The 21,551-nt window shown below is 29.4% G+C and carries 18 protein-coding genes and 1 tRNA gene; 14 read left to right on the top strand and 5 right to left on the bottom strand.

What is annotated here, in order from left to right:
• The first annotated feature begins 6 nt into the window (after positions 1-6).
• Positions 7-1,308, top strand: a complete 1,302-nt coding sequence (locus A6V39_RS02375) for a lysylphosphatidylglycerol synthase domain-containing protein (protein WP_245633488.1) — start codon at positions 7-9, stop codon at positions 1,306-1,308.
• On the opposite strand, the gene A6V39_RS02370 is transcribed toward A6V39_RS02375, so the two are convergent.
• Together A6V39_RS02370 and secA are read right to left on the bottom strand one after the other, a co-directional pair.
• Positions 1,259-1,852, bottom strand: coding sequence for an RNA polymerase sigma factor (locus tag A6V39_RS02370; protein WP_187150062.1), 594 nt, complete (start codon positions 1,850-1,852; stop codon positions 1,259-1,261). The genes A6V39_RS02375 and A6V39_RS02370 overlap by 50 nt on opposite strands.
• Before the next feature lie 476 nt (positions 1,853-2,328).
• Complete coding sequence (secA, locus tag A6V39_RS02365) at positions 2,329-4,719, bottom strand: preprotein translocase subunit SecA (RefSeq protein ID WP_187150061.1); 2,391 nt, start codon at positions 4,717-4,719, stop codon at positions 2,329-2,331.
• 5 nt (positions 4,720-4,724) lie between these two features.
• Between secA and A6V39_RS02360 the strand changes: the two genes are divergently transcribed.
• Both A6V39_RS02360 and A6V39_RS02355 read left to right on the top strand, forming a co-directional pair.
• Complete coding sequence (locus A6V39_RS02360; RefSeq protein WP_187150060.1) at positions 4,725-6,179, top strand: hypothetical protein; 1,455 nt, start codon at positions 4,725-4,727, stop codon at positions 6,177-6,179.
• Positions 6,166-7,626, top strand: a complete 1,461-nt coding sequence (locus A6V39_RS02355) for a preprotein translocase subunit SecD (RefSeq protein WP_187150059.1) — start codon at positions 6,166-6,168, stop codon at positions 7,624-7,626. Before A6V39_RS02360 ends, A6V39_RS02355 begins: the two co-directional genes overlap by 14 nt.
• Before the next feature lie 11 nt (positions 7,627-7,637).
• On the opposite strand, the gene A6V39_RS02350 is transcribed toward A6V39_RS02355, so the two are convergent.
• Together A6V39_RS02350 and A6V39_RS02345 are read right to left on the bottom strand one after the other, a co-directional pair.
• The gene (locus tag A6V39_RS02350) at positions 7,638-7,976 is read right to left on the bottom strand and encodes a hypothetical protein (RefSeq protein WP_187150058.1); all 339 of its coding nucleotides are present in this window, start codon (positions 7,974-7,976) and stop codon (positions 7,638-7,640) included.
• 171 nt (positions 7,977-8,147) lie between these two features.
• The gene (locus A6V39_RS02345) at positions 8,148-9,080 is read right to left on the bottom strand and encodes an L-lactate dehydrogenase (RefSeq protein WP_187150057.1); all 933 of its coding nucleotides are present in this window, start codon (positions 9,078-9,080) and stop codon (positions 8,148-8,150) included.
• 53 nt (positions 9,081-9,133) lie between these two features.
• Here A6V39_RS02345 and A6V39_RS02340 point away from each other — a divergent pair.
• Both A6V39_RS02340 and A6V39_RS02335 read left to right on the top strand, forming a co-directional pair.
• Positions 9,134-9,209: transfer RNA gene (locus tag A6V39_RS02340), tRNA-His, on the top strand.
• A 4-nt stretch (positions 9,210-9,213) separates the two neighbouring features.
• Positions 9,214-9,885: a hypothetical protein gene (locus A6V39_RS02335; RefSeq protein ID WP_187150056.1), complete on the top strand. Its 672-nt coding sequence runs from the start codon at positions 9,214-9,216 to the stop codon at positions 9,883-9,885.
• On the opposite strand, the gene A6V39_RS02330 is transcribed toward A6V39_RS02335, so the two are convergent.
• The gene (locus tag A6V39_RS02330) at positions 9,877-10,806 is read right to left on the bottom strand and encodes an RluA family pseudouridine synthase (RefSeq protein WP_245633487.1); all 930 of its coding nucleotides are present in this window, start codon (positions 10,804-10,806) and stop codon (positions 9,877-9,879) included. The two genes, A6V39_RS02335 and A6V39_RS02330, sit on opposite strands and share 9 nt — an antisense overlap.
• A 49-nt stretch (positions 10,807-10,855) precedes the next feature.
• Between A6V39_RS02330 and dnaK the strand changes: the two genes are divergently transcribed.
• The 9 genes from dnaK to pth all read left to right on the top strand — a co-directional run bounded on the left by dnaK (position 10,856) and on the right by pth (position 21,528).
• Positions 10,856-12,649: a molecular chaperone DnaK gene (gene dnaK, locus A6V39_RS02325; protein WP_187150055.1), complete on the top strand. Its 1,794-nt coding sequence runs from the start codon at positions 10,856-10,858 to the stop codon at positions 12,647-12,649.
• Positions 12,650-12,727: 78 nt separating this feature from the next.
• Complete coding sequence (locus tag A6V39_RS02320) at positions 12,728-13,243, top strand: ribonuclease R (RefSeq protein ID WP_245633486.1); 516 nt, start codon at positions 12,728-12,730, stop codon at positions 13,241-13,243.
• Positions 13,244-13,247: 4 nt separating this feature from the next.
• Entirely contained in the window at positions 13,248-14,042 is a 795-nt protein-coding gene (locus A6V39_RS02315; RefSeq protein ID WP_187150054.1) for a TIGR00282 family metallophosphoesterase, read from the top strand.
• Between the two features lies 1 nt (position 14,043).
• Positions 14,044-15,636: a DNA polymerase III subunit gamma/tau gene (dnaX, locus tag A6V39_RS02310; RefSeq protein ID WP_187150053.1), complete on the top strand. Its 1,593-nt coding sequence runs from the start codon at positions 14,044-14,046 to the stop codon at positions 15,634-15,636.
• A gap of 13 nt (positions 15,637-15,649) precedes the next feature.
• A complete protein-coding gene (locus A6V39_RS02305) occupies positions 15,650-15,940 on the top strand; it encodes a YbaB/EbfC family nucleoid-associated protein (RefSeq protein WP_245633485.1) in 291 nt (96 codons plus the stop codon).
• A 1-nt stretch (position 15,941) separates the two neighbouring features.
• Entirely contained in the window at positions 15,942-17,372 is a 1,431-nt protein-coding gene (gene lysS, locus A6V39_RS02300) for a lysine--tRNA ligase (RefSeq protein WP_187150051.1), read from the top strand.
• A gap of 1 nt (position 17,373) precedes the next feature.
• Positions 17,374-20,136, top strand: coding sequence for a PHP domain-containing protein (locus tag A6V39_RS02295; RefSeq protein ID WP_187150050.1), 2,763 nt, complete (start codon positions 17,374-17,376; stop codon positions 20,134-20,136).
• Entirely contained in the window at positions 20,129-20,941 is an 813-nt protein-coding gene (locus tag A6V39_RS02290; RefSeq protein ID WP_187150049.1) for a 5'-3' exonuclease, read from the top strand. Before A6V39_RS02295 ends, A6V39_RS02290 begins: the two co-directional genes overlap by 8 nt.
• Positions 20,941-21,528, top strand: coding sequence for an aminoacyl-tRNA hydrolase (gene pth, locus A6V39_RS02285; RefSeq protein WP_187150048.1), 588 nt, complete (start codon positions 20,941-20,943; stop codon positions 21,526-21,528). The genes A6V39_RS02290 and pth overlap by 1 nt, the downstream gene beginning before the upstream one ends.
• Positions 21,529-21,551 lie beyond the last annotated feature (23 nt).

The following is a 21,551-nucleotide window of genomic DNA, read 5'->3' as shown; positions in this document are numbered from 1 at the left end:
TTATTAATGTCTTGATTAGATAACGATCCAAATATTAATTTTTCTTGTTCACATATTAAGTATTCGGATGAAGAACCTAACTTTTTAGCCAGATTATTTCAAGCAGGAGCTAAGGCAAAGAAAGTAAGAGTAGGTAATGAGAATTTTTTTAATTACAAAAAAAAGAGAGTCATTGCCGCTTGAGGCGTAGCTTTTGCAGTAATAATTGTTGTTGCCATTGCTTTTTGTCTTGACTTAAGTCTAAATTCCTTTTTTGCTAAGTTATCTCAAGCCTCTTCTACTTCTTATTTCTTAATTACCTTATTAATGGGTTTATTTACTTTCTTATTATGTGATCTCTTAGTCAAAATAGTCATATTAAGAGATCAAGCAAAAGAAGAGCTTAAAGAAGTTACTAAATTTGAATGATTTAGTTTCTCTATTACTTCTTTCTTTATTCAATCTATTACTCCTTTCTCAATAGGATCAGAACCATATACTATTTGATGACTTAATAAGAAGGGAGTTTCTTTAAAGAGAGCTAGTGCTATAGTAGCTGTTACTTCTTTCTGTTGATTTGTAGGTCAATTTTTAATTACTTGACCTTCCTTTATTTATTTAACTATTCAGAGCGGTAGCAAAATTACTTCTTTACAGACTTATTGAGCGGTATTAGGAGGTTTATTTATAGATATGGCAGTAGCCATAGTTATCTTTAGTGTTTCTTATTTCAAAAAGATGCACTATTGACTATCTATGTGAGTTAATACTGTTAAGAAATATATGGATTTACCTCACTCCACAGAAGAAGAAATAGCTATTAAGTATTTAGAGAAGAATACTTTTCAGAAGATATATGTTGATCAAATCAAACGCAAAGTAACTTTAAAGGTAGTAGCATATTATTTATTAGCCAACCTTTATCTTTATTTATTATTTGTATTTATTCTTAGATTATTTAGTAGTTATGATTGAAGTTCTTCAAAAGCAATAGCAACTTACAACATCATTAATGTCTCTACTACAGCTAATAACTTTATTCCTTTACCATCAGCAGAAGGTTCTTTACACGTAGTAATAAAGAACTTATTATCTAGTTTGGAAAATAGTGGTTATGAGAACTTGTATTTAGATAACGTCAATAATAAACAAGCAGAAGAAGCACATAAGAGCGCAATCTTATTATGAAGATTTTTTAGCAAATATTTAGGCTTAATAATTAGTGTTATTTTCTTATCTCTATATGGCATTAATAGTAGCTCTATTAAATTAAAGAAATTTACAAAAGTTCCCCAAATTGTCCAAACTCCTCACGAATTAATTTTTTAATGTACTGGCTAGTGGATTTAAGTGTACTTTTACTTATTTTTAATTTGTCACAAATTTCATTATTTTTGTAACCTAATAATTTACATTCAAAAATATCAGCGTATAACTTACATTTCTTACTTAAGAAAGCAATTATCTTTTTGCACTTAAACTTATTTTCAAACATTTCCTCTTCGCTTGGTTTGTTTTCTTGTTCTTGCATGTATTGTTTTGTGAATTTTTCATAATTAGGGATTACTTGTCAATTAAATGTAGTTCTTAGCTCTTCATAGCTTTGGTACTTAATCATTTGATAGAAAAAGTTCTTGAATGATTGTATTTTTTCTCTATTTAGTGAATATTGTTTAACAGTTTTTACGAAAGCTATGTAAACAAAACTATCAATTTCAGAATGTTCAAATTGAATTAAATTACTATGTTTAAGTTTGGTAATGAATTTACATGCTCATCTGCACGCTTCAAAATAGTACATTTCAAGAAGCTTTTGAGTTGCTTCTTTGTCACCCGCCTGAGCTAAAGCTATTAGTTTTTCTAATCCAGACAATGGACAAGGACTTTTAATGAAATTGAATATATTTTTCAAAAATTTTTTAATTTGGAAGTATTATTTCTGCCATTCAAGGAAAGTTTTCAAAATTATGTAATTAGTAAAATAGAACTTAGATTAAGCCCCCCATAGAAAGCTGGTTTCCTAAGCTGTTTTGTTAAAAAATATGGCGAAAGATTGTACTGGCGAGATAATTAAGATCCCTAGTCGTGGGATTCGCTGAGGCGTCATTGTTTCTGGATTTCTTATTTTTATTTACTGTATCTTCCAATACTTTAGGATTTGCTATTTATAGGATTACTGTTTTTTCAAAAAACGAAAAGCCAAGAATAAAGTAATTAGTAAACATCGAGAAAAAAATCTTGAGCAAACACGATATTATTGGACTGCAGAAAGAATGAAAATGTTGAAACAGTAAATAAAAAAGTTGTTGGAAAATAGGCGTTTTTAATCTTAAAAAAAATAATCTAAGATTAACTTAACTGAAGAGATTGAGCTTTTCTTAATTCTTCTAAATACTCATAGCAGTCAGATCCAATAGGAGAATCAGGTAAATTCAATATATTCTTTAATACTAACTTACCACACTCCAGCAATATCTCTTCAAAAGACTCCCCAATTTTTTCAATAAATATATTTAATGGTGATTTTTGTTCTAAAGAGTGAAATCCAGCATTATTCTTTAATTTAGTAACAAAATCTAAATGATCTTGTCATACATGATCTAGAGATTTAATAAAGATTCTTTGCAAAAACTTACAAAACTTATCTTCATTTAATTTTTGTCTCTTTAAATAAGTGGCTCTCTTAAATGTTTCTTTAATAAGCCACTCTATTTCAGAAGTCTTCTTATTCCTAAAATCTAATTCTTCAAATATTGGATGAAAGAAATAATCTCCATTCAATGATTCTGTTAATTGTTTAGTATTAAGCCTCTGTAATTCTCCTTTTTCAACGTATTCAGCAATAATATGTTTAGTAACTCTCTCTATTACTCTATCTAATATATTTTGATTATCTTTATTAGTTAGTATATGGTGCCTTTGTTTGTAAATTAATTGTTGTTGCTTAGAAAGAATTTCACTATATTCAATTAAATTCTTTCTTGAATCAAAATTAACTGATTGTATTTTCTTTTGAATATTAGTTAGAGTTCTTGAAATAAATTTACTATCAAAGAACTCATCTTTAATTTTCTTAGCTAATTTCTCAAATCTATCTCCCCCAAACCTCTTAAATATATCATCCTCTAGAGAAATAAAGAATATAGACTTACCTGGATCTCCTTGTCTTCCAGATCTACCCCTTAATTGATTATCAATTCTTCTAGATTCATTTCTTTCTGTACCTAATACATAAAGCCCACCTAATTTCATTACTTCTTCATTAATTTTGATATCTACCCCCCTACCTGCAATATTTGTAGCTATGGTTATTGAATGTTTTCTGCCTGCTTGCGAAATTATCTTTCCTTCTTTATCATGATTCTTAGCATTAAGTATTTCGCAAGGAATATTTTGAGCCCTTAAAGAAGCATAAATTATTTCAGAATCATAAACAGAAGCTGTTCCTACTAATACTGGTTGGCCTGTTAAATAATGTCTTTTTACTTCTTCAATAATACCTTTAATTTTTGCTTCTTTAGTTCCAAAAATAACATCTGGCAAGTCCTTTCTCTTTATTGGCTTATTAGTAGGAACAGGTACAACAATCATATTGTATGTTTCCGAGAATTCTTGAGCTTCAGAAAGAGCTGTACCTGATAAAGCGGCTATTTTTTTGTAAAGTCTAAAGAAAGATTGATAAGTAATATTAGCTACTATCTTATTTTCAGGATCAATTCTTAATCATTCTTTGGCTTGAATAGCTTGATGCAACCCAGCATTATAGGTTTGTCCATATAGCAATCTACCTGTATAGTGGTCTACTAATATTATTCTGTCATTATTAACAATATATTCTCTACCATTCTTAAAAATAAAGTTAGCCATTAAAGCATTCTGTATTTTGTGTATTAAGTCTGAGTTTTCAAAAGTGTATAGTTTCTTAAGTTTGAATTCTTTTTCAAGCTTAAGTATTCCTGTACTTAATAAACTAATGGCTTTAATTTCATCATCCACCCTATAGTCATCTTCGCTTAATTTTTTAACTGCTAAATCTACATCAATATATCTAGCTACATCTGATTCATCAGGACCAGAAATAATTAAAGGAGTTCTTGCTTCATCTATTAATACTGAATCACCTTCATCAATAATTGCAAAATGCAATCTAGGTATTACTATATCTTCAGGAGTAAATACCATATTATCTCTTAAATAATCAAAAGCTAATTCAGAATTAGTAGTGTAAGTAACATCACAAGCATACATCTCTTTCTTAATTTTCTTATCCATATTTGAAGTAATAAAGCCAACTGTAATTCCTAAGAAATTAAGTATTTTTCTGCAGAACTCAGCATCTCTCTTTACTAAATATTCATTAACAGTTACTACATGTACTCCTTTTCTTTCTAAGGAGGCTATGTAAGCAGAAAGAGCTATAGTCAATGTTTTTCCTTCTCCAGTTTTCATTTCTGCAAAGTTACCCCCATAAATAACAAGAGCACTCATTAATTGAGTTCGGTATGCAAACATACCATGAACTCTATAAGCTGTTTCTCTTACAGTAGCTAATGCTTCTGGTAATAAATCATCTATACTTTCTCCAAACTTAATTCTTCTTAAGAAAGATTGAGTTTTATTTCTTAATTCTTGATCAGAATATTCTCTAAATTCATCTTTGAGCGCATCTACCTTGTTTACTAGGGACTTTATTTTCTGTAAGATTAAGCTAGAAGGCTTAAAAGCATTAAGAATTTTCATACTAAATGGTCTTTAATTTTGCTAATCCATATTTATTAGGTATACCAATAGGATTTACTTCACTTTTTTCTGTATATGGTATTTGAAATAATCTTAAATTTGCATCTAATACAGAACATAATTATTTAGCAAGAATACAGTTTTCTCTTAAAGAGGAAAATGGAACTGGGGATAGTCCTTTAAAGGTTAAACGAATTGAGAACAAGAATTATTTATTTAGTGATAAAGACACATTGAATAGATTAACCAAAGAAACAGCAGAAAGATTAGAGGCTTATGCAAAAGCTTATGGTTCTGAAACAGTTAATGTAAATGTTGCTAAGAATTCTGATGACTTCTTAGACTTTTTTATTCATTTCAGAACAGCAAAAAAAAGTGATAGTTTAAATAAATTATGAATGGATAATGTACATTTAAATCAAATTTCAATAGATAGATATGGTTACACTTTTAATGAGGATGGATTGCCTAAAGAAACTCAGGATAAAGTACATAAATTAGTTAAATGAGAAGATATTGGATTATCTAAAGCTAAATTAAATGTTCCTCAAGGCTTAGGAGTAGCGCACTTTGAATTTAATATCTTTAACCAAGATATTCCTAAAGTAGAATTAGCGGCACTTGCAAATACTGACCCCGAGAAGTTTAAGAATGGAGGTTCAGGAAGTAATGATTGATATGTTTGAAGAGATAAAGATTTATTAGCTATTAAATTTAATTATTGATTGCAGACATATGTATTTTCACACGAGCACACACAAAGTAATGAAAAAATACAAGCAATTATAGGAAGCTCAGGAAGTAGTAGCACAGATCAAAAAACAGCTAAAGAGCAAATTCAAAGAAATAAAGAAGCGATGAGTGAAAAAGAGAAAAAATTTGCAGAAGAATATTTAAGTATTTACCATAACAACTCTAATCCTATTTCAAGCATGAATAATTGAACTGAAGTAGTTCAATCAATAACTAATGAAAGCTCTTTTATTACCAGCGATAAATTAAATGATATTTTTGAGAAATTTGATAAGGCCAAAAAAGATATTTCTGTATTCTCAGGCCATTTAATAACTAAGATTCAAGCTGGTAGTGAAGATTGAAGTAAGTACTTTAATTTAAAGAAATTAACTCCTAAAAAAGATGAAAAGGAAGAAAGCGAGAAAGAGCAAAAAGAAGGCTGAGATATTAGTGGTATTAAAGCTATAAGAGATTATGAACAAGAAGCTTCAAATGACAAAATAAAAATATATGTAGACAGAAGAATTAATGAAGAGTTAAGTGCTAAAGAACTTTATCAATTAATTACTGAATATAGTGTTAGATATTTCGATTTTAGAACTTTAACTAAGGACAAAAATCTACTATGACCTTCTGCTATTTATTCTCAGAGTTCAGATGCCAAAAAAACTCAGAATATTTATGTATTAGATATCGAAAACAATAACGAATATGGATTCGCATAAACTGTTTCCAGTTTTATGCGTAATAATCTTTTTAGGACTTAGCTCCTATTTCTTAAATAAGTACTTTTCAGTACCTGGACTTATATTTTCAGGAGCAATAGCCCTAGGATTATTAAATATATTTGCTTTATTCTTTACTTTAGGATCTAAACTTTCTTTAGTAGGGGCAGGAGCAACTATTACGGGGGTATTCTATGCTCTCATAATGTCGTTCTACTTTTTGAACTTATTAAAGAAGCTCTTTGATGTTGAATTTATTAGTAAAGATAATATTTTCTTATCTTTCAAAAAGAATTTAACTTTTGCTGCTGATGTAACTTTACCTCTTTTTATTTTTTCTGTTTTAGTAGCCTTTTTTGCACCATTACACATAAGAGAATATGGAATAGTACTTTCAATTTCTATCTTAATTTACTTTATCTTTATTCCTATATGTGCTTCAAGTTGTGCAATAAAGTACACTAAAGATAATTTCCTATATATCTCTAGTCTTTATCGTAAATTTGATCCCAAAGAAGACTTTATTTTTAATAAGACTAAGAATTATTTAAGTGATAGGGCTTTAATTTATGGTTTTTCAGGCTTAGGAATTTTAATATTACTAGCCATTCTAATATTCTCCCTTACAGGAGTTAATTCTTTTTCTTTATTTAAGAAGAACTATTTATTAGTTGTTCTTGATAGTAAACATAATTTAAATAATGCTTTATCAAAAGAGAATGCACATCAAGTTATGGATCTTTTTAGGAGTGGAGTTGGTTCAAAAAGTTATTTAATAGAGAGTTCTGAAAATATTGAAATTTTAAAACAAAAACTAAATCTTAATGGTAAAGATAACATTATTCAAGAAACTAATAGCTTTAATGATGCTATTAGTTTAGGAAAAATACTTACAATAGCTCTTTTTTCTTTATCTCTAGCTTCTGTCTATACCTTTATTAGATTTGGATTTAAGAATACTATACTTCTTTGAAGTAATACTTTCATTTCATTATTTACCATTTCTTCTTTAATAATACTATTAAGAATTACTGTTTACTCTAGTATTTTTGTAGCATTATGTTCTTTCTTCGCTTTAGCTATTATTTATCATATTTATTGATTTAATTCCGAGACTTTATTTAAATTAGAGTGATTTAATAGGGGAGATAAATATTCTTTTGCATATGGCATTGACTATTGTATGAAAGTTGTTGCTTGTCTCTTTTTTGTATGTTTTTTAGCTTCTTCAAAAGAAGAGTTAGTTATTACTAGTTTCTACTTTATTTTAGCTTTCTTTACTATTCATTACTTCTCTAAAGTATTTTTCTTAATGGTTAATAACAAATTGGATTTCTTAAGAGATAAATTCTTATGGAAAAAAGAAACTATTTTGGAAGGAGAAGAGAGTGAAGTTAATAGTTATGATCCCTATGATGAAGAGCTTATTTCAGAAATAAACAATTAAGTTAAATAAATTTAATTTTTTTCTCTTTCTTCTGCTTCTTTAAGTGCTCTTGCTACCTGTGCTTGCAAATTATTTCTGTTCCTTAACAAAACGTCTTCTACTTCTCTCAATTGTGCTCTTTGACCTTCCGCAGTACGAGTATATATTTGTGTTTGTCTTCTTAATGTAGCAATATCTTTATTAAGTCTTTGTTTTCTTTTGTCTCTAGAGATGTTAGATATTTCATTATTTTTAGTTAATGTTATTGTGGTTCCTACTATACTTGTTACTCCTAAAACTATTGAAATGATAGTGGCAAAGACCTTCTTTCAAGGAAATCTGAGAGAAGGTAAAGCCGGTATATCTTCCATTATTGTATAAACGACAATGGAATAACACTAACATCCAACACGATCTTAAAAACAACTATATTGTTACTCATCACCTTATTGACAAAACAAGCCCCAAAACCCATTTACGTCGTTTACTTAAATTTTATCCTAATAAATCGCTAATCCTAAAGTTTTTTCTAAAATAGAAAACTAAGAAACAGCATCTTTATTAATATCAGCAATTATTTTGTACGATTTTTCTAATTTTTCTCTTTCTTTAGAATTAATATTAACTTCTACTACTTTCTTAATGCCTTCCTTACCTAAAATACAAGGAACACCCATAACAATATCATTAAAACCATATTCCCCTTCTAGGTAAGCACCACATACTACAATTTCATTTTTATCTTGCATAACAGTACTTAATATTTTCGCCATACCAGCCCCAATACCATAGAAAGTAGCTCTTTTTTTATTAATTATTTCATAAGCTTTTTTAGCAACATATTTCTCTAATTTATCTTCGTAATTTTCAGCAGTAAATTTAGATTTTCATTCAGATAGAGGAGAATTACCAATGGTAATGGTTGAGAATGTAGTTACTGAGGAATCACCATGTTCACCAATAACATAAGCATTATTTACATTTGAAGGAGACACATTTAAGTCTTTAGCAATTTCAATTTTAAGTCTAGCTGTATCAAGAACTGTACCAGAACCAATTACCTTAGCTTTAGGAAAACCAGTGGCCTTCAAATAAGCATAAGTAAGAATATCTACTGGATTAGCGCAAATAAATGTAATTCCTTTGAAACCTGAAGATTTGATTTTTTCAGCAATACCTTTAATAATTTCAACATTATCTTGAACCATTTGTAGTCTTGTTTCCCCTGGTTTTTGTGGCCTACCAGCAGCAATCATGATGTAATCAACATCACCTAATTCAGAATAGTCAGTAGCATAAATCTTATACTCTCTAGGAACAGATGCTATTGCGTCTTCAAGATCTAATACATTACCATCTCTTCCATTTTCAGAAACATCAATAATTCCATATTCATTAGCTAAACCTTGGTTAATAGCCGCATATAGAAATGAGGTACCTACAGCACCTGCACCAATTAGTACAACTTTTGACATTATTTAAATATTATATTAAAAAATAAATAGTTGAGCGAAAGCTTTTCGTTCTGGCGATTATGGTGAAGTGGTTAACACGCCTGATTGTGGTCCAGGTATGCGTGGGTTCGACTCCCACTAATCGCCCCATTATATGAGACTTCTTAGAACAAGAACCGAAAAAGATCCCTTTCCCAGACTTTTTAAAAGGGGTGCAAAACTTTGTACTATTATTTTTATAACTTGAATATTTTTCTTTACTTCTTGAGTAATAGCTAGTTCTAGAGAGTACATAATTATTTCAAATACTACTAGTTACTCTAAATTTTTCTATTTCATTAATCCAAATATCTTTAAGAAATATATACTAGGTGGTAATTTAGTTAATTGATGATTTGGGGCAGTTACAGAAGAGTCCTTATTATTTATTGTTTTTTACTTAATATCAATAATTACTTTTGCAATTATTTTTATTTCTTGCTTTATTCTTTTCATAATTTCCTATCATACTAGTGTTAAATACTTTCAATATATAGCTTGTTTTGGTATTTTTCCAGTAATAGGTATATTCTTAATTACTTATTTTGTAGTTAAATTATGAATACATCAATTTGATCTTAAATTTAGAGGTGTTTCTAGATATCAAAAAGATTTTGATCCAGAAGTATTTGAAGATCCAGAAATAGCTAATTTAAATGAAGAAAGAGCGGCCAAAAGACCTATTACTTCTCAATTTACTATAGCCCATTATGAAAAGCTTTATGTGGCTGAAAAAAAAGATTTAGTTTCAGTTATTTATGAATGATTAGATAGCAAATTAAAGTAGCTTTTCAAATCAAATATCCCTTATTTCAAACTCTTTATTCTTTAGAGTTTCTATCTCTATACTTTCTAGAAATTTCAATTTGTAAGCGCAGAGAGCTGGATAAGGAAAGTCTTTCTTATTCTTTTCTACTCCATATTTTTGATCTCCTCTTATTGGATAATTAAGGCTTGCTAAGTGCGCTCTAATTTGATGTGTCTTACCAGTTACTAATTCCAACTCTAATAGACTTGAGTTATGTGCAAAATAGTGCTTTATTAATTTAACTTTAGTTATTGCTTCTTTAGCTCCCTTAGTATTAGGAGCTACTACTTCAACTTTTTTATCTCGTTTTAATAATCAAAGCTTAATAATTCGTTCTTTAAAGCTAACTATTCCATTTACTAATGCTTTGTACTTCTTAATTATTTGCTGTTCTTTTTGAGCTTTATTAAGGTTCTGTCAACTTTGATAATTTTTAGCTGCTATTAACAAACCTGTAGTATTGTAATCTAATCTATGTATGAATACCGGTTTTCATTTATTGCTACCAGCATCTCAATTTAAGTGCTGCAATAATCTATTATTCATATTATTAAAGGCACTTTTTTCATCACTTTGTACTGATATCTTTACTTCTTTATTAGCAATTAAAGCGTTTTCATCTTCGTAAATTACTTTAAGAGTTTTAAGCTTACTTAAATTAAGGTCTTTAATCTTTACTTTTTCACTACCAAATATCTCTACTAAATCTCCTTCTTGAAGTCTGTAATTAATAGTAGTACTCTTTGAATTAATCTTTACATTCTTAGTTCTGATCATTTTGTATGCAAAGACTTTAGTTCAGCTTGGTTGAAGTAATTTTAAGTACTTTATTAAGCAGTAATTATTAAAGTCTGAAGATACTTTTTTCTTTATTTTGACCAGTTTTGAAGGACTTTTCATAAAAAAAATTTAGCAATGACACCATCTTTCTGCTAAAATTTTTTATGTTATGGCAAAAGAAGTGATAATAGGTATTGATTTGGGAACTACCAACTCTTGTGTTGCAGTAGTTGAAGGTACTTCTCCAAAAATACTTGAAACTAATGATGGTAAACGAACTGTGCCTTCTGTAGTTGCTTTTAAGGGTGATGAAATTATTGTTGGGGATAGTGCCAAAAGACAAATGGTTACCAACAAAGATACTATTGTTTCAATCAAGAGGCTTATTGGTACTGGTAAAAAAGTAACTGCTAGAGGCAAGGAGTATACACCCGAAGAGATTTCTGCATATATTCTTAAGTATATTAAGAAGTATGCCGAAGATAAATTAGGTTGTTCTGTGCAAAAAGCAGTTATTACTGTACCTGCTTATTTTAATGATGCTGAAAGACAAGCTACTAAGAATGCTGGAACTATTGCTGGTTTGGACGTAGTAAGAATAGTTAATGAGCCTACTGCTGCGGCTTTAGCATATGGATTAGATAATAGTGAAAAAGATCAAAAAATTTTGGTTTATGACTTAGGTGGTGGTACTTTTGATGTATCAGTACTTGATATGTCAGATGGTACTTTTGAAGTATTAGCCACTTCTGGTGATAATCATTTGGGTGGCGATGATTGAGACCAAGCTTTAATTAATTGATTATTAGAGGAAATTAAAAAAGAACATGGTGTTGATTTGTCAAAAGATAATTTAGCTTTACAGAGACTTAAAGATGGAGCAGAAAAGGCAAAGATTGAGCTTTCTTCTGTAACTCAAACACAAATTCTTTTACCTTTCTTATCAATGGTAGAGGGTCAGCCATTAAATGTAGACAAGACTGTTACAAGAATTCAATTTGAAGCTTTAACTAAAGATTTATTAGAGAGGACTAGAAAACCTTTCTTGGATGCTTTACAAGAATCTAAACTTTCTGCCTCTGATATAGATCAGGTACTATTAGTAGGCGGATCTACTAAGATGCCTGCTGTTCAGGCTTTAGTTAAATCTTTATCTGGTAAAGTGCCTAATCTTTCAATTAATCCTGATGAAGTAGTAGCTTTAGGTGCTTCTGTGCAAGGAGCTATTCTTGCTGGTGATATTAAAGGTATTCTTCTTTTAGATGTAACTCCTTTAACTTTAAGTATTGAGACTTTGGGTGGAGTAGCAACACCTTTAATTAAGAGAAATACTACTGTGCCTGTGGAAAAAACTCAAGTATTTTCTACTGCTGCAGATAATCAACCCTCTGTAGATATTCATGTAGTACAGGGTGAAAGACCGATGGCAAATCAGAATAAATCTTTGGGTGTCTTTACTCTTGATGGCATTCAAGCTGCTCCTAAAGGCGTTCCTCAGATCCAAGTTACTTTTTCTATAGATGCAAATGGTATTTTGAAAGTTAAGGCAGAGGACAAGGCAACTGGTAAATCTAATTCCATTACTATTAACCAATCTTCTGGTTTAAGTGAAGAAGAAATTCAGAAGATAATTAAAGATGCTGAATTAAATATGGAGAAAGATCAAAAAGTTAAAGAAGCGGCTGAAGTTAAGAATGAAGCTGATTCTTGAATTGCAATATTGGAAAAACAAATGGCTGAGAATACTTCTATTCCTCCGGATCAAAGAGTATCAGCTCAAAAGATGATTGATGAATTAAGAATTCTAAAGCAAGAAGAGAAGATAGATGAACTTAAAGCTAAGATGGAAGCTATTAAGACTCTGAGTCAGGATATAGCTAAATATGCGCAACAACCAGAAGCTTCTACTGATGCTCAAGAAGCTGAAGTAGTTAATGCAGATGTTGAAGATCCTAAATCTTAGGTATATAATCAATAGGAGAAGTTATTAATTGAAATCTAAGTTGTTGCTATATAAAAATAAGTTGAGAAATTTAAACGTTTGAATTTAGGATTATCTCCCGAAAAAGCGGCTAATTTGAAGAAGGATATTAAGAATTCTATACTCAAAGTTCTCTTGAATGATAGCAGGGCAATGCCCCTAAATATTTTGATGCATAAAGTATTTCAAGATATTAAACCTAAATATCCCTCGTTTTATATAGATCAAAAATACTTTATGGCTGCTTTAGATGACTTAAAGAAAGCTTATTTAGTAGGAAAAAACAACTTTAATAAATATTTCATAGATTATTTAGATTACGAAGAGAAAGATGTTGAGGGAGAGGGGTTTTTAGAAGTAGATCCTTTAACAGGTAATGGCTACATTACTGTTAAGAAGAGCTTTAATGAACGTAAAAAATCTTCACATTTTGTTCATAAAAAGAATTTAAATAATGCTAAACATGGAGATTATGTTAGATTTGTAGAATTGGCTGTAACTAAGAAGCATTTTGATAAATTCTCCACCATTGATGCAAGAGTAAAAGAAGTGCTTCCTAAACCTATAATCAAATAAGTGAGTGCGCATATTATTTATAGGGGATGTTTTTGGCTCTCCAGGCAGGAGGATAATAGAGTCTTTACTTAATAAAGTTAAACAAGAACATTCAATAGACTATGTAATTGCTAATGCTGAGAATGCCGCACATGGCAAGGGATTAACTCCTAAAATCTTTAATAATCTCATAAGAAACGGTGTTGATTTCATAACTATGGGAAATCATACTTGATTTAGAAAAGAAGTAGAAGAAGTTTTTGAAAAGTATGAAAATATTATTAGGCCTCTTAATTTAAATAGTAACTTTCCACATTATTACTTAGGAAAAGGTACTAAAGAGTTTGAGTTTAAAAATTTAAGAATAAGAGTAACTAATTTACTAGGAAGTAGTGTGAATTTTAAGAACTTTCAAACTAATCCTTTTAGAGCTATGGAAAGCTTACTTTATGCTATTAATAAGCCTGATATACATATAGTAGATTTTCATGCTGAAACTACTAGTGAAAAGTATGCATTCTTGTGGGCATTTAATGGTAAAGTAGATGCTATTCTAGGAACACATACCCATGTTCCTACAAATGATGCTTTTGTAACTACTTTAAATACAGCTTTTATTTGTGATGTAGGAATGACAGGACCTTCTCAAGGCGTTATAGGGGGAGAAAGAACAAGAATAATAAAAAAATTTTTCAATCCTGAAACTAAATTTGTATTGGAAGTACAACAAGGACCAGCAAAGCTCTCATCTGTAATTCTCAATTATGATGAAATAAATAAAAAAATGATTTCAATAACCCCTTTAATTTTGGAAGAATAAGGTGAGTGAGATAAATTTATACAATAAATACAGACCCAAAAAATTATCAGAAATTATAGGTCAAGAAACCATAAAGAAATTAATAACTCAGACCTTTAGTAAGAATAAGCTATTACAGTCTTTTATTTTCTATGGATTTGCTGGTACTGGAAAAACAACAACAGCAAGAATATTTGCAAAAGCTTGGAATTGTATTAACTTTAATAAAGAAGGAGATGTGTGTGATGGTTGTGATAACTGTAAATTAATAGAGGAAAATAAGACCACAGATATTTATGAAATTGATGCAGCTTCTAAGAGTGGCGTGGACAATATGCGCGAGCTAGTACTTAATTCCCAATATCCTTCCCTTCACTTATTAAAAAAAATTTACATAATTGATGAAGCTCATAATTTAAGTAAAGCTTCTTGAGATGTACTACTTAAAGTAATTGAAGAGCCTCCCGAGAATGTAATATTCTTATTTCTTACCACTAATATTCATAAGATACCAGAAACAATAATTTCTAGATGTCAAAAATATAATTTTTCTAGGTTATCTCAAGAAGAGTTATGTACTTTGATGGAGAGAGTATGCGAAGGAGAGGGATGCGAACTTGCTCAAGATGCTAAAGAGAGATTAAGTCAATTAGCAGGAGGTTCTGCAAGAGAGTGTTTAACTCTCTTAGAACAAGCGCTCCTTAGTTTTTCTCAGAATATTACTTTAGCTGATATTGAAAAAGTATTCTCTTTAGCAAGTAAAAAAGAATTACTTAGATTTGTAGAGTTAGTAATTACTAATAAAGTTGAAGAAGCTCTCAAATTTTTAGAGGAATTTAATCAAGCTAATAAGAATTTTTTTAACTATTATTCTGACTTATTTACAGTATTTATTGATCTCTTTACTTACAAAAAAACTAATAATGAACAGCTTATGAAACGTTTAGATATTTCTGAAATTGAAGGATTATTAAATGGTCCTTTTTTAGAGTATTTAGGAGTTATGGAAGAGAGACTATCTAGATATTTATTATCTCATAACAAATATGAGTGAGCTCAATTTACTTTATTTAAGCTCATGGAACATAATAAAGTTGAGGCTACTATTGAAGTAAAGAAAGAATTTCCTAAAGAGAAAACATTTCAAATTGAATTTACTGCCCCATCTAAAGTTAAGCTAGTTACAGATTTAGAAAAAAAGATACTTTTTGGCTTTAAATCTTCAAGTAAATCAATAAGTCAAGAAAACTATATGATCTATCAAAAATTATTAGAATCAGATAAGATTGATGAACGACTTTTAGATTTATTTAAAAAAATAAGTCAGAGGTGAAAGTTATTAAGTTCCCAAAGAACTATAATAGTAGTGTTTAGTGAGGACCTTGACGTTATTAAATTCAATGAATTAGCAGAAGAGCCCGAAATAAAACAATTTTTAGATACTTCTTTTTTTAAAGAATATTTATGAATAGCTTTAAATGAGTCAGATTTCAATAAATATCTTGAGTTGGCTAGAACAAAAACAAATGCCGAGTTGGCTGAGGATGTAGTATTTGATTCTAGTAGAAAAAGTAAAATATTTAGGGAATTAATGGAGATTTTGGAAAGCAATTAATATGGATCAAAGGATGTTGCAGAAGCTTCTGGCTGATGCTAGGAAGAGTAAAGAATTATTTGATAAGAAAATGTCAGAATTGGAAAAAGAAACATTTTCTGTATCAATAGGTGGAGGATTAATAGAGATGGCGGCTAATGGAAGATATGAAATTACTTCTTGCACTTTAAATGAAAATGCATTAGCAGATAAAGAAACTCTTGAAGATTTAATAATTACAGCTACTAATGATTTAATTCAAAAAATTAATGCAAAAGTTAAACAAATTGAAACTGAATTAGTACCTAAAAAAGCTGCTTTCTAGAATGGAAGAGCAAGAAAGAGAGAGGAGAAAGAAGTTAGAGAAATTAAGAAAAGAAGAGCAAGAAAGCCCATATAGTTTAGAGAAAGTATCGAATACTGAACATTTAGGACTATTAATTAAGTCTTATGGAAAAGAGAGTAGAGAGTGATTAGAGAAGAATACAGAAGATACTAAAGTAGTAGGAAGAGTAATATCTATACGTTTACCATTTTGCACTATTAGAGAAGAGTGAAATGATTTTCAAATGTATTTTCCAAAAGACTCTAATAGCTATGCTTATTTTGAAAAATATGTAGATGTTGGGGATTTTATTTTTGCACGAGGAAGATTATTTAAAACCAAACTACAAGTACTTACTCTGAGAGCAGAAAAAGTAAAGCTAATTACTAAATCTTTAAATCCTTTTCCTGATCAATATTATGGAATTAAGGATAAAGAATTACAGTTAAGAAATAGAGTTACGCATTGTTTAGTAGATAAAGAAGTATTTAATACTTTTCAACTTAGATCTCGCATTATTTGACATATTAGATCTTTTTTGCATCAAAATTCCTATATGGAAGTTGAAACCCCTATACTTCAAAGCATATATGGAGGAGCTACAGCAGAACCCTTTAAGACTTATTATGAATCATTGAAGTCTGATTTTTTCTTAAGAATAGCTCCTGAATTACCTCTTAAAAAATTAATAATTGCTGGTTTTCCAAAAGTATTTGAAATAGGTAAAGTATTCAGAAATGAAGGCATAGATAGTACACATAATCCAGAATTTACTTCTTTAGAAATTTACACAGTTAATCATGGACTAGAAGAGGTAATGAATTTAACAGAACAAATATTTCAAGAAGTAGCTAAAGAATTAAAGTGTACTAATTTAAATTGAAATGGATATGAAGACATTGATCTTACTAAGCCCTTTAAGAGAGTAAGAATTAGTGAACTTTTGAGTGAAAAATTGGATGAGGACTTTTATAAAAGTTCTTGTTCTCTTGAAAAAGCACTAAAGCTAGAACAAGAACACTTGCTAGAACTTAAAGAAGATGAAAAGAGTGTTGGAAATATTATTCATAAATTATTCGAAAAATATATAGAGAAAGACTTAATTCAACCAACATTTGTTACTTATTTTCATAAAGATGTTTCTCCTTTAGCTAAATCTGACCCAAATAATCAAGAATTTACTCTTAGATATGAGCTCTATATTGGAGGTAAAGAATTTGCTAATGGTTTTGCAGAATTAAATGATCCTGATGACCAATTAGAGAGATTTAAACAGCAACGAGAAGAGGTAGATTACGATTATATAAATGCTATGAAATATGGCTTGCCCCCTACAGGTGGAATAGGTATAGGAATAGATAGATTAGTAATGTTATTTACTCAAAAAAATTCCATTAAAGATGTAATATTCTTTCCACACTTAAAAAAATAAATTGCTTTATCCTCATCTCTTTGCGCGTTCTCATTTCACTTTTCTTAAATCAACTTTAAGAGTAGAAGACATAATAGATTATGCACTTAATAATAAGCATAAATATGCAGTTATTTCTGATTTCAGAAATACACATGTCTGAATTTCTTTCTACAAAAAGTGTAAAGAAGCCAGATTAACACCTATTTTTGCACTTGAACTCAATTATCAAAATTCTTTACTACTATTAATAGCTCGCAATAAGCAAGGATATCAGAATTTACTTCATATAGCTACTTATGATTTTGATCCTAGTAAGCTAGAGAATTTAATAATTGTGCATATAGATGGAGAGAAATACTTTTCTGATCATGAGAACTTCTTTATTGCTAATAGCGAAGAAGAGAATGGAGTTTATTTAAGAGAGAATAAGTTCTTGAATGCAGAAGACTATGAATTCTTTTGTTTATTACGAGCTATAGATAACCAAACATTATTATCAGAAGAGATAGAGCTTAATCAACACTTTAAAGAAGATTATTTAAATAAGTCTTGTGAATTATCACAAGACTCTATTCAAATTAAGAATATCTACAAAATATTAAGTCTTTGTAAAAGCTATGATATTTTTGATACTAGTAATAAGCTTGATTTCTTTAGTGATTCAGCTAAAGATTTAGAGAAGCTTTCGAGGCAAGGACTTAAAGCTTACGGAAAAGATAAGAATAAAGAGTATTTAGAGAGGCTTGAAAATGAACTTAAGATAGTTATTCAGAAAGGATTTGATGCCTATTTCTTAATAGTTCAAGATGCAGTTAATTGAGCTAAAAATAATGATATATGTGTGGGACCTGGTAGGGGCTCAGTATGCGGCTCTTTATTAGCCTTCTTATTAGGTATTACAGAAGTAGATCCTTTAAAGTATGGCCTTTATTTTGAACGTTTTTTAAATCCAGAAAGAGAAGCCGATCCTGATATAGATATTGATGTATCTAATAATAAGAGAGAGCTATTGCTTGAATATTTAAGAGATAAATATGGTCCTGATCACCTTTCTTTAATAATAACTTTCTCTACTTTCAAGGGCAAAAATTCTCTAAGAGAAATAGGTAAAGCTTTTGGAATTGTTGGAGAAGAAGCAGACTATTTAACAGAAAATAAACTACCTACAAAAGCCAGAGGCTTTTTGCAAAGAATAATAGACTTTCCTAAGAACACTTCCATACATGCAGCAGGAGTTATTATTTCTTCCAAACCTTTATGTTCCATAATACCTTTAATTCCTAAAGAATTTAATTTAACTCAATGAGAAGCTCAAAATTTAAAGTACTTTAATTTAATTAAATTTGACTTTCTTGCTCTTCATTACTTAAGTGTATTAGATACAGTTAAAAAAAATGTTGAAAACTCTTTAAATATCAAAATAGATTGAGAGAATATAGATGAAAATGATGCAAAAGTTTATGAGACATTAATTAAAGGCCGAAATGCCTTTATTTTCCAATTTGATAGTTACAAAATTAAAGGTTTAATTAGAAAATTTAAGCCCAATTCTTTATTAGATTTAGCTTTACTTTCGGCTTTAAATAGACCAGGAGCTTCTGATCAAATAGCACCTCTATTAGCAAGAAAATTCTCTATTAATAATCCATCTTTACTACCCCCAGTATTTGACTCTTTTTTAAATGAAACTTATGGCCTAATTGTTTATCAAGAACAAGTTATGAAAATTATTAGTTTAGTCACTAATTCTTCTTTTGGTTATGCAGATTCATTCAGAAGAGAACTAACTTCAGCTGAGTCGATACAGAAATGTAGAGAGATATTTTTGTCTCCTAATGCTAAATATTCAAAAGAGGATTTAAAGAAGACTTGGGAGTATATTTCTAGATTTGCTAAATATGGTTTTAATAAGTCTCATGCTTTGGCTTATGCCATTATTTCTTATAGATTGCTCTGATTAAAGACTTATTATCCTTCTTTTTTCTATACTGAATTACTCTCTTTTTCAGACTCTCCAGAACACTTTTCAGAAATAGAAGAAGCAGGCTTCTCTTTTTCTTACCCCAAAATGCGCTATTCAGAAATGGATTCTTTTGTATGCCACAATAATTCTTTCTTTTTCCCCATTTCTAAAATTACTAGACTCTCTCTTGCCTTTAGAGAAAGATATAAAAAAAACTCTTTCTCTAGCACGCTTGAAGCTCTTAAATATTTAGTCTCTTTAAAGATCTCCAAAGATGATTTACTAGTCTTAATAAGGTCAAATTTTTTTGAAAATGATGAACACCCTCACTATTGAGAATGCAATTTAGAAGATATTTATTCTTCTCTGCTTTATGTTGATGTAAATACTAATAAAGCTTTATTTGAACTAAATCTAAAGGATGTAAAGATTACTAAAGAAATACAAGAACAATACAAAAAGTATTTAGTAGATTACATAGGAGTTGATTTAGATAAGTATTACATAAATCCTAAGTTTTTTGAAAAGAATAAAAAAATATATTCAATTTTGAGGTTAAATGAGCAAGAATCAGGGACCTGTAGATATTTATCCTTTATTTCTTATTTACGTAGCCAAAAAACCCATAATGAAATACCATATTTAAAAATGCGCTTTTCAGAACGATTCTATATGTCTTCGGTTGTTGTATATTATGGCGAAAATGTTGAGGAATTAAAAGAGGCATTAGTTAATAGGCATGCTGTACTAGTTACTATAGAGAAACATAAAGAGTTCTTCAAAGTTACAAAAATACAAGTATTAAAGAGAAATGGATAAAGCTCTAATAATTGATGGGAATGCTGTCATATACAAAGCATATTTTGCTTCTCAAGCTAATGCTATTAAGCAAAATAAGAGCGATGATGAAATTACTAAAGAAATAAACAAGACTATTAGATTTGTCTCTAATATTTGTAATTCTTTATTAACTAAGAAAGAGTATCAGTATGCTACAGTGGTTTTTGATAGCTCTAGAAAGACCTTTAGACAAGAGAAATTTAGTGAATACAAAGCAAATAGATCTCCTATGCCTACACCACTACTTAATGTATTACCCCCAATTAAAGAAGTATTATGAAATTTAGGTTTTGTAGTAGTTAATGCTCCTAAGTGTTATGAAGGTGATGATGTTATATGTACATTAGCTAAGATCTTTAATGATAACGGTATACAAGCAGAAGTCTTTTCTACTGATAAAGATTTATTACAATTAGTTTCTCCTAATACTACAGTAACTTTATTTAGAGCTAAAGGAGAAGATCCAAAACAATACAATTATGAAGACTTCTTTAATTTAACAAAGGGTTTAATGCCCTATCAAATACCACAACTTAAAGCTATAGCCGGAGATGCTTCTGATAACTATAGCGGCTTGCCAGGAGTGGGAGACAAAACAGCTAGAGATTTATTATCTAAATATAGTAGTATTGAAAATATTTATGAAAACTTAGATTCACTTAATCCTAAATTAAGAGAGAAATTTGCTACTCATAAAGAATTATTATTCTTATTTCTAGAATTAGCTACTACAGTATCAAATGTTGATATTTCTAAAGATATTAATAAGTACAAACGTAGGTAGTGAAAGTAATAGTGGGACTAGGAAATCCAGGATTTGAATATACAAATACTAAACATAATCTAGGTTTCTTAGCAATAGATCAATTTATTAATGAATTAAATCTCTCAGAAAGAAAAGAATTTAGATCTTTAACTTATAGGTACATCTGAAAAAATGAAACAGTTTTATTCTGCAAACCACAGACCTTTATGAATTCATCTGGAGAAGCTTTAGTTGAAATTAAAAATTTTTATAAATTAAGTAATAGTGACTTCCTAGTAATTTATGATGATTTGTATATAGATACTGGTTTTTTTAAGCTTTCTTTAAGTAGAGGAAATGGGGGTCATAAGGGCCTTCAAAGCATTGAAAAAGAATTAGGATCTAATATTTTTTTTAAATTAAGAATGGGTATAGGACCTCGTTCTAAAGTGCCTAACTTAATTAAAGATTATGTATTATCTAAATTTACTTCAGAAGAAACACAAAAGAATAATAGCCTTTTTCTAGAAATTAAGAAAATAGTGGAGGCTTTTATGGATAACTTGAGTTATGAACAATTAGTAACCTTGTCTAGCTTGTCTCCTCTTTATCACGGAAAAGCCTAGTAAATTCTTTCTTTTTTAAGAAA

Source organism: Candidatus Mycoplasma haematobovis, from assembly GCF_001645765.1.
Classification (GTDB): domain Bacteria; phylum Bacillota_I; class Bacilli_A; order Mycoplasmatales; family Mycoplasmoidaceae; genus Eperythrozoon_B; species Eperythrozoon_B haematobovis.
Note: the sequence above shows the minus strand (reverse complement) of the source record. Positions and strands in the feature narration are given on the sequence as shown.